This window comes from Gemmatimonas sp., from assembly GCF_044376735.1.
Classification (GTDB): domain Bacteria; phylum Gemmatimonadota; class Gemmatimonadetes; order Gemmatimonadales; family Gemmatimonadaceae; genus Gemmatimonas.
The window spans coordinates 1-8,475 of record NZ_JBILKJ010000117.1; the positions used below are offsets into that span (position 1 = coordinate 1).

The 8,475-nt window shown below is 67.7% G+C and carries 10 protein-coding genes and 1 pseudogene; 3 read left to right on the forward strand and 8 right to left on the reverse strand.

Annotated elements, in window-relative coordinates:
• Positions 1–22: 22 nt before the first annotated feature.
• The 3 genes from ACIRA7_RS12870 to ACIRA7_RS12880 are packed head-to-tail and all read left to right on the forward strand — an operon-like array spanning position 23 to position 2,873.
• On the forward strand, positions 23–1,231 hold the full coding sequence (locus tag ACIRA7_RS12870) for an amidohydrolase (RefSeq protein WP_396221248.1): 1,209 nt from the start codon (positions 23–25) through the stop codon (positions 1,229–1,231).
• A complete protein-coding gene (locus tag ACIRA7_RS12875) occupies positions 1,228–1,416 on the forward strand; it encodes a DUF3311 domain-containing protein (RefSeq protein ID WP_396221249.1) in 189 nt (62 codons plus the stop codon). The genes ACIRA7_RS12870 and ACIRA7_RS12875 overlap by 4 nt, the downstream gene beginning before the upstream one ends.
• Positions 1,413–2,873 (forward strand): sodium:solute symporter, encoded by a 1,461-nt coding sequence (locus ACIRA7_RS12880; protein WP_396221250.1) that lies wholly within the window; start codon positions 1,413–1,415, stop codon positions 2,871–2,873. The genes ACIRA7_RS12875 and ACIRA7_RS12880 overlap by 4 nt, the downstream gene beginning before the upstream one ends.
• On the opposite strand, the gene ACIRA7_RS12885 is transcribed toward ACIRA7_RS12880, so the two are convergent.
• The 8 genes and pseudogenes from ACIRA7_RS12885 to ACIRA7_RS12920 all read right to left on the reverse strand — a co-directional run.
• Positions 2,870–3,277: a VOC family protein gene (locus ACIRA7_RS12885; RefSeq protein WP_396221251.1), complete on the reverse strand. Its 408-nt coding sequence runs from the start codon at positions 3,275–3,277 to the stop codon at positions 2,870–2,872. The genes ACIRA7_RS12880 and ACIRA7_RS12885 overlap by 4 nt on opposite strands.
• Positions 3,278–3,323: 46 nt before the next feature.
• A complete protein-coding gene (gene sugE, locus ACIRA7_RS12890; protein WP_396221252.1) occupies positions 3,324–3,650 on the reverse strand; it encodes a quaternary ammonium compound efflux SMR transporter SugE in 327 nt (108 codons plus the stop codon).
• A gap of 12 nt (positions 3,651–3,662) precedes the next feature.
• The gene (locus tag ACIRA7_RS12895; protein ID WP_396221253.1) at positions 3,663–4,853 is read right to left on the reverse strand and encodes a dipeptidase; all 1,191 of its coding nucleotides are present in this window, start codon (positions 4,851–4,853) and stop codon (positions 3,663–3,665) included.
• 10 nt (positions 4,854–4,863) lie between these two features.
• A complete protein-coding gene (locus ACIRA7_RS12900; RefSeq protein WP_396221254.1) occupies positions 4,864–5,226 on the reverse strand; it encodes a hypothetical protein in 363 nt (120 codons plus the stop codon).
• Positions 5,223–6,890 (reverse strand): amidase, encoded by a 1,668-nt coding sequence (locus tag ACIRA7_RS12905; protein ID WP_396221255.1) that lies wholly within the window; start codon positions 6,888–6,890, stop codon positions 5,223–5,225. Before ACIRA7_RS12905 ends, ACIRA7_RS12900 begins: the two co-directional genes overlap by 4 nt.
• 10 nt (positions 6,891–6,900) lie before the next feature.
• Entirely contained in the window at positions 6,901–8,043 is a 1,143-nt protein-coding gene (locus ACIRA7_RS12910; RefSeq protein WP_396221256.1) for a cystathionine gamma-lyase, read from the reverse strand.
• Entirely contained in the window at positions 8,040–8,237 is a 198-nt protein-coding gene (locus ACIRA7_RS12915) for a Trm112 family protein (RefSeq protein WP_396221257.1), read from the reverse strand. Before ACIRA7_RS12915 ends, ACIRA7_RS12910 begins: the two co-directional genes overlap by 4 nt.
• A 15-nt stretch (positions 8,238–8,252) precedes the next feature.
• Positions 8,253–8,475, reverse strand: a pseudogene (locus ACIRA7_RS12920) (molybdopterin adenylyltransferase); the annotation flags it as partial.

The following is an 8,475-nucleotide window of genomic DNA, read 5'->3' on the forward strand; positions in this document are numbered from 1 at the left end:
CACCCGTGCCTCATCCGTGACCATGACGACTGCCACTCATTCGACGGCCCTCGACGCCGCGGCGTTGCTCCACGAAGCGCAACAGCTCGCGCCTCAGGTCATCGACTGGCGCCGGGCGCTGCATCGGCACCCCGAAGTCGCATTCCAGGAGCACGAAACCGCCCGATTCATCCGGCAGGTGCTGGAGCACATCGGCGATCTCGAGATCTCGCGTCCCACCGAGACCAGCGTGATGGCGCGGCTCCGCACCGGTCGCCCGGGGCCCGTGCTCGCCGTGCGCGCCGACATCGACGCCCTCCCCATTCACGAAGAGAACGACGTCGAATACCGGTCGCAGTCCGACGGGGCGATGCACGCCTGCGGACACGACGGACACACCTCGATCGCCCTCGGCCTCGTCACCCTGCTCGCCCGTCACCGCGACCAGCTGCGCGGCGAGGTCCGCTTCCTCTTTCAGCACGCCGAGGAACTCTCGCCCGGTGGCGCCGAAGAGATGGTGCGTCAGGGGGTGATGGACGGCGTCGATCACGTGATCGGCCTCCACGTCTGGTCGGCCATGCCCGTCGGACGCATCGGACTCATCGCGGGCCCCGCCATGGCGGCCCCCGACACCTTCGAGTGCACCATCATCGGCAAGGGTGGTCATGCCGCCATCCCGCACGGCACGATCGACCCCATCGCCATCGGGGCCCAGGTCGTCTCGGCGCTGCAGCATGTCGTGTCGCGCACCGTCGATCCACTCGATCCCGTGGTCGTGTCGGTCACGCAGTTCGTGGCCGGCACCACGTTCAACGTGATTCCCGGCACGGCCTATCTCGCCGGCACCGTGCGCACCTTCGATCCCACGCTGCGCACCACCGTGCCCGTCACGATCGAGCGCATCATCAAGGGCGTGACGAGCGCGTTCGGCGCCACGTACACCTTCCGCTACGAGCCGGGGTACCGGCCCGTCATCAACGACCCGGCCCTCACGGCGCGACTCACCGACGTCGTCGTCAACACCTTCGGCGCCGATACGTTGATCGACATGCGCCCCACGATGGGGGGCGAGGATTTCTCCGCGTATCAGCAGCGGGCACCGGGGGTGTTCGCCTTCATCGGCGCCGGCAATGTGGAGGCCGGCATCGATTTCCCGCATCATCACCCCCAGTTCCAGATCGACGAGCGGTCGCTCGATGTGGGCCTGCGATATCTCACCGCCGCCGCGCTCGACCTGCTCGGTACGGCATGACCAGACGGTATCGACTGCTGGCGCTCGTTCCGGCGGTCGCGATTCTCGGCGCCCCGTGGTTTGCGAATCGTGTGGAGCCACGCATTCTCGGCATGCCGTTCCTGCTCGGATGGATCGTATGCTGGGTCCTCATGGCGTCGGTCGTCATGGCGGTGATCGGCGCACTCGATAGTCGCCGCGCATGATGATCTCGTTGGGCATTCTGTCGGCCACACTGCTGCTGGCATTGCTGCTCAGCATTCGCGGCGCGCGCCGTACCGGCGGCGCCACCAGTCTCGAACAGTGGAGCGTCGGCAATCGCGGCTTCGGCACGATGCTCGTGTTCATGCTGCTGGCCGGCGAGATCTACACCACGTTCACGTTCCTCGGCGGCAGCGGCTGGGCCTACGGACGCGGCGCCCCCGCGTTCTACATCATCGCGTACGGTGCCGTCGCGTACATCATGTCGTACTGGCTGCTGCCGGCAATCTGGCAGCGCGCCACCACGTGGCGGGTCGTCTCGCAGTCGGAGTACTTCACGCGCGCCTACGGCAGCCCCGCGCTGGGCAACCTGGTCGCCGTGGTCAGCATCGCCGCGCTCATCCCGTATCTCGTGCTGCAGCTCAAAGGGCTCGGCATCATCGTGTCGGAGTCGTCGTATGGCGCCATCAGCGCCACCGCCGCCATCTGGATCGGCACCACGGCTACAGTCGTCTACGTGGTGCTGTCCGGCGTGAAGGGCTCGGCCATGACCGCGACGCTGAAGGACGCAATGGTGCTGCTGTGCGTGGTCGGACTCGGCATCGTGCTGCCGTACAAGCTGCATGGCGGTATCGGCCCGATGTTCACACGCCTCGCCGCCGAACGTCCCGACTTCCTCACGCTACCGGCAAGCGGCATGTCGCCAAGCTGGTTTGCCAGCACCGTGCTGCTCACTGTGCTGGGGTTCTATATGTGGCCGCACACGTTCGGCTCGGTGTTCACCGCCCGCGACGCGTCGGTGTTCCGCCGCAATGCCGCGCTGATGCCGCTCTATCAGTTGGTGCTGCTGTTCGTCTTCTTCATCGGCTTCGCCGCGCTGCTGTCGGTGCCCGGGCTCGAAGGAGCCGATGCCGACCTCGCGTTGCTCCGCGTGACGCGCGCGACGTTCGGTCCGTGGATCGTGGGGCTGGTCGGCGCCGCCGGACTGCTCACGGCACTGGTGCCCGGGTCGCTCATTCTCATGAGCATCGCCACCACGCTCGCGCGCATCCTGCGGCCGCAGCGTGTCGGGCAGCCCGCCGACTCCGCCACGTTCGCGCGTCTGCTCGTGCCGGTACTGGCCGGCGTGGCGCTGTTCTTCACCTTCCGTGGCGGCGGCACGCTCGTCACGCTGTTGCTCATGGGCTACAGCATGGTCACGCAGCTCTTTCCCGCCCTGCTCGCGTCGCTGATTCCGACGGCACGCATTTCCGCCGCCGGCGCCATCGCCGGCATCGTGGTGGGTGAGGCGACCGTGGCGGCCACGACGCTCGGCCGGCTATCCATGACGACACTGCTCCCGGGGTGGTCGCACACCATCACCGACATCAATGCCGGCTTGCTCGCCGTGATCCTGAACGTCGTCACCATGGTGCTCGTCAGTCGCCTGTCGAGCACGAGCACGGTACCGGGAACGGTCTAGTCGACGGCGCGGGGGAACCCCGTCACGTCGTCGAGCACTTCGGCTACGCAGACGCGGTGTCCTTCAGGGTCCTCGAGTTCGAACTCGATCTGGCCGTACGGCATCAGTTCCGGACCGCGGACTAGCGGCGTACGACGACGCGCATGATCGAGCAGCGCCGTCAGTTCATTGCCTTCGAGACGCAGGTAGACATCCCAATCGTGAGAGGCTGGCGTGCGCACGATAGGGGTCTTCGTGCGGCGCAGCATCAACTCGGTGGCGTCGCGCCGCAGGATGCAGAACTCGAAAGGGGCCTCCCCGGGGAACGGATCGACGGAGAAGCCAAGGATCTCGCGATACCACGACATGCAGCGCGCGACATCCGCGACGCGCAGAACGGGGACGATGGCGGCGAATCGAATCATGGGAGGTCAATGCCTCGTCGCGACGTTAAGTGCCAGCGTCGCATGGCTAGGTCGCCGACGTCAGCTTGAGCCCAATAATGCCGCACACGATCAGCGCCACGGACACGATCCGTCCGACATCGCGCGACTCACCCAACACCAGCACCCCCACCAGCGCGGTCCCGACCGCGCCGATGCCGGTCCAGACTGCGTAACCGGTGCCAACTGGCAGCGTCTTGAGCGCCTGCGCGAGGTAATGGAAACTCGCGATCATGGCGGTGACCGTGATCGCCGACGGCACCGGCTTCCGGAAGCCGTCGGAGTACTTGAGACCGATGGCCCAGACGACTTCGAGCACGCCGGCCACCACCAGCATCCACCAGGCGCGCGTCATGGAAACCTCACGTTATCGGCCCGCCCGCAAGGTTGGCGACGACGACGGCAGCTGCTGCAGCAGGAAGTCCCGCATGTTGCCGCCCATCACGCGCGCTACTGCGCCCTGATCCAGACCGGCCTTGAGCAGGCCATCGGTGATCGCCGCCACGCCGCGGGTGTCGAACGGCGTGCGCGTGGCGCCATCGAAATCGGACCCCAGCGCCACATGCGCGGCGCCGGCCACCTGCACCGCATGCTGCATCGCCTTCACGATGTTCGCCACCGTGGGCTCGCAGACCGCGCCATCCCAGTAGCCAATGCCGACCAGTCCGCCGTTCGCCGCGATGGCCCGCAGTTGATCGTCGGTAAGATTGCGCGGTCCCGGGCAGGTGGCCGCCACGCCGGTGTGCGACACCACCACCGGACGGGTGGCCATGGCGAGTACCTCCTGCACCGTCTGCGACGACGCATGTGCGAGATCGACGATGACACCCAGCGCTTCCATGCGCGCGACGACCTGACGACCGAGCGGCGTGAGCCCCGCATGCGTGACGCCGTGTGCACTGGCCGCCACTTCGTTGTCGAAGAAGTGCGTAAGGCCCATCATGCGAAAGCCGGCAGCGTAGAGCGTGTCCACGCTTTCCAGTTTTCCATCCAGCGCGTGCAGGCCCTCGATCGCCAGCAGGGCCGACACCTGCGCCGGATCACCGGCCCGACGCTCCACGAACGCCGCCATCTCCTCGCGCGTCGTGATCAGCGTGAGCGTATTCGCCGAACGCAGCACGGCGTCACGCAGCCGGTCGGCCTGATACACCGCCCGCGCGCGCAAACTCGTCCACGTGGCGCGTGGCCAGCGCTGGGCCAGCGCCAGCAGCAGCACGTTGTCGGTCTCGCCGGTGTTCTGATCGTAGTTCATGCCGCGCGGCGTCTTGGTGACCACCGAGAACACCTGCAACGCCACATGCCCCTCCTGCAAGCGCGGCACATCCACATGCCCGCGCGCCACGCGCGCCAACGGGTCGCGCCCCCACAGCAGCTGGTCGGCGTGCAGGTCGGCCACGAACAACCGGCGATGCAGCGCCGACGCCACGGGGGACACCGGCGGCAACGTCGTGCTCACGACCGTGTTCATCCGGCCGTCGGCAATGCGCGCACCGACGGTGAAGAATCCCACCACCGCGAGGACCACCAACAGCAACAGGCCGGTCAACACACGCATCATGTTCGCGTCCTCAGCGCAGTCCGCGCGGCATCGGGTCACCCGACATCTCGCGTGCATTCGGCAGCGAATTCGGGACGCTCTCGCCACGCAGGTCTCCACAACGGTCGATCGCCTGCTCGGAACCCTGGTCGATCGTGTCGGGCAACGCCAGCCGGTCCACTCGCATCGAATCGACCTCCGTGCGCGCTTTCACCCACTCGGCCGTGCACAATGCACGCATCGCATCGATCCGCGACAGTCGATCGAGGCCGGAGTCCGCCGCGCGATTGAGGAACTGCCACGCCCACAGGCCGAATCCCAGCGCAAGAATCAGACTGCCCACGGCGATCGCCTTCGACATCCCGGCGGTTCGCGTTTCTTCCGGCGCCATCACGACCCCCGCTTCGGTGCCGCGATCGGCATCGTCGCCAGAAAACGCGGGGCGCGGCGCGCCTTCGTGGCCTGTTCGAAAGCATACGCCAGTCCGATCAGCCGTCCTTCACTCCACGCGCGGCCGATGAACGACAGCCCGAGCGGTAGCGCGTCGGCGAACCCCATCGGTACCGTGATGCTCGGATAGCCGGCCACCGCGGCCACACTCGAGTTGCCACCGCTGTAGCGATCACCATTGATCAAATCGGTGGGCCACGACGGTCCGTTGGACGGCGCCACGATCGCGTCGAGCGCATGCTGGGCCATGATCGCATCGATCCCCTCGTCGCGCGACAGGCGCCGGCAGGTGGCCACGGCATCACGATACTTCGCGTCGTCTAGCGACCCCATGCTCTGGGCGCGCTCCATCTGCTCCTGCCCGAAGTAGGGCATCTCCGCGCCGGCGTTGGCGCGATTGAAGGCGATCACGTCGTCCATCGTGCGCACCGACACCGTGCTGCCACGCTCGGCGAGATACGCGTTCACCCCGGCCTTGAACTCGTACAGCAACACGTCGAGTTCCGCCTCATCGTACTTGCCCACCGTTGGCACATTCGCCGGGTCCACGATCACCGCCCCGGCCTTGCGCAGCGCGTCGATGGCACGCTCGAAGGCGGCATCGGTCATCGGATGAAAGCCCGCCATGTTGCGGGCCACACCGATGCGCGCGCCCTGCAGCGACGTCGCATTCAGAAACGTGGTGTAGTTGGCGGCACTCTTGCCGGTACTGGCGGTCGTCGCGCTATCGCGCGCATCCACACCCGTGAGCGCGCCCAGCAGCGCAGCCGCGTCGGACACCGAGCGCGCCATCGGTCCCGCCGTATCCTGCGACGACGAAATGGGGATGATGCCGCTGCGGCTCCACAACCCGACCGTCGGCTTGATCCCCACCAGTCCGCAAATCGACGATGGACAAATGATCGAGCCGTCGGTTTCCGTGCCGATACCCACGGCGGCCAGATTCGCCGAGATCGCCGTGCCGGTACCCGAGCTCGAGCCACAGGGATTGCGATCGAGCACGAACGGATGCCGCGTTTGTCCGCCGCGGCCGCTCCAGCCACTCGCAGACCGCGTGGAGCGAAAATTCGCCCACTCGCTGAGATTCGTCTTGCCCAGCAGCACCGCTCCCGCCTCGCGCAACCGCTGCACGATGAACGCATCGCGCGGGGCCGGCTCGCCCACCAACGCCAGCGAGCCGGCGGTGGTCTGCATGCGATCAGCGCTGTCGATGTTGTCCTTGATCAGCACCGGAATGCCGTGCAGCGGGCCGCGCACGTTGCCCGCGCGACGTTCGGCGTCACGTTCCGCCGCGATCGTGAGCGCATCGGGATTCGTCTCGATCACCGAATTCAGCGTCGGGCCACTGCGATCCACCGCCGCAATGCGGGCCAGATACGCCGCCGTGAGCGTGCGCGACGTGAGCACACCCTTCGCCATGCGCGACTGCAGCTCCGCCACGCTCAACTCGGCGTACGGAAACGCGTCGGGCTGCGCGGCGTCGGGCGCGTTGTCGGCCGCGTGCGCCGTATGCGTGGGCACGAGCGTCGTCATCGTCCCCACGGCAGCGGCCGTTGCCGTCGCCACTGTCGACGCAACAAAACCGCGCCGATCGATCCGCTTGGTCATGCCGGTTCCTCTAGACCGCGCCCAGGGCGCGTTCGAAATCGTTCACAAGATCGCGTACGTCCTCGAGCCCGATGCTCAGGCGCACGAATCCTTCCGACACGGCGTCACCGCCCCAGCGAGCGCGACGTTCGGCGCTGGTATGCACGCCGCCGAAGCTCGTCGCCTCGTACACGAGCCTGGACGCGGCGAAGAAGCGCGTCACCGCCGCGGCGTCATCCAGTGCGAAACTGATCACGCCACCGAAGCGCGTCATCTGCCTCGACGCGATGGCGTGCGATGGGTCCGTCGGCAAGCCGGGATAGCGCACGCCATGCACCTTCGGATGCGCCGCCAGCATCGTGGCGATCTGCATCGCTGTGTCGCACTGACGCGCGAGCCGCACGTCGAGCGTGGCCAGCGAGCGATGCGCCAGCCACGCTTCCATCGGCCCCGCAATCACGCCCATGCGCGTGCGCCACGTGCGAATCGTTTCCGCATGCGCGGCGTCACGGCAGGCCACGTGTCCAAGCACCAGATCGGCGTGCCCCGTCATCGCTTTCGTGTCGGACACCACCGCGAAGTCGGCGCCGAGCGCCAGCGGCTGCTGCAACAACGGCGTCGCGGTGGTGTTGTCCACCACCACCAACGCCCCCGCCGCGTGCGCCGCCTCGGCCAGTGCCGCGATGTCGCACACGTCGAGCGCGGGGTTGGTGGGCGACTCGAGCCACAGCACGGCGGCCCCCGTGAGCGCGTCGCGCAGTCCGTCGCCAACCGTGGGCGCCGTCACCACACGGATGCCCTGCGCGGCGAACCACGCACCCGGAAAGTCCTGTGTCGCAATCACCCGCGTCGTGTAGTAGCTCTCGGCCGGCATCACGAGCTTGGCTCCGGGCGGCACCATCGTGGCCAGCACCGCGGCGGTCGCCGCCATGCCGCTCGGGAACAGCAGACACGGCCCGCCCTCGAGCGCCTCGAGCGCCTGTTCGTATGCCACCCACGTGGGGTTCGAAAAACGACCGTAGGTGAACGGCGAGGCGGCCGGATCGCCAGGCGCATGATACGGCGCCGCGAACACGGGGCCGGCCAGGTACGGCGTGCCGGGTGTCGCGTCCGGCAAGCCGGCCCGTACCACCCGCGTTCCGTCGTGCCACCCGGGGTTCGGCGCGGTGCTCACGCGCGCGGCGGGTACGTCGCGTCGTCCAGCGGCTGCGCCTCGTCGATCAACATGACCGGAATGCCCTCCTGCACCGAATACACGAGGCGGCAGTCACGGCACACCAAGGCCTCGGGCGGCCCCGCATGATGCTCCAACGACGCCTTGCACTTGGGACAGACGAGAATTTGCAGCAGCTCGGGGGAGAGGCTCATGGCACGGGCTCGCGCTTACGCGCTGGTAGGGCGGAACGGAGCGGGAGCCTCGGCGCTGAACAGCAAACGCGGCCCTCCGATGAGATCAATGCAATATGGAACCGCCGCCCAGACCGCGCCGAGGCATTCCTCGATCGCCGCCGGCTTTCCCGGGAGATTGATGATCAGGGAACTCCCGCGGGTGCCCGCCACCTGGCGCGACAGGATGGCCGTGGGGACGGTGCGCACCGACACCGCG

Excerpts from the sequence above, each read along its gene's own strand:
- ACIRA7_RS12870 (WP_396221248.1), top strand. The coding sequence starts at position 23 with ATGACGACTGCCACTCATTCGACGGCCCTCGACGCCGCGGCGTTGCTC.
- ACIRA7_RS12875 (WP_396221249.1), top strand. The coding sequence starts at position 1,228 with ATGACCAGACGGTATCGACTGCTGGCGCTCGTTCCGGCGGTCGCGATT.
- ACIRA7_RS12880 (WP_396221250.1), top strand. The coding sequence starts at position 1,413 with ATGATGATCTCGTTGGGCATTCTGTCGGCCACACTGCTGCTGGCATTG.
- ACIRA7_RS12885 (WP_396221251.1), bottom strand. The coding sequence starts at position 3,277 with ATGATTCGATTCGCCGCCATCGTCCCCGTTCTGCGCGTCGCGGATGTC.
- sugE (WP_396221252.1), bottom strand. The coding sequence starts at position 3,650 with ATGACGCGCGCCTGGTGGATGCTGGTGGTGGCCGGCGTGCTCGAAGTC.
- ACIRA7_RS12895 (WP_396221253.1), bottom strand. The coding sequence starts at position 4,853 with ATGATGCGTGTGTTGACCGGCCTGTTGCTGTTGGTGGTCCTCGCGGTG.
- ACIRA7_RS12905 (WP_396221255.1), bottom strand. The coding sequence starts at position 6,890 with ATGACCAAGCGGATCGATCGGCGCGGTTTTGTTGCGTCGACAGTGGCG.
- ACIRA7_RS12915 (WP_396221257.1), bottom strand. The coding sequence starts at position 8,237 with ATGAGCCTCTCCCCCGAGCTGCTGCAAATTCTCGTCTGTCCCAAGTGC.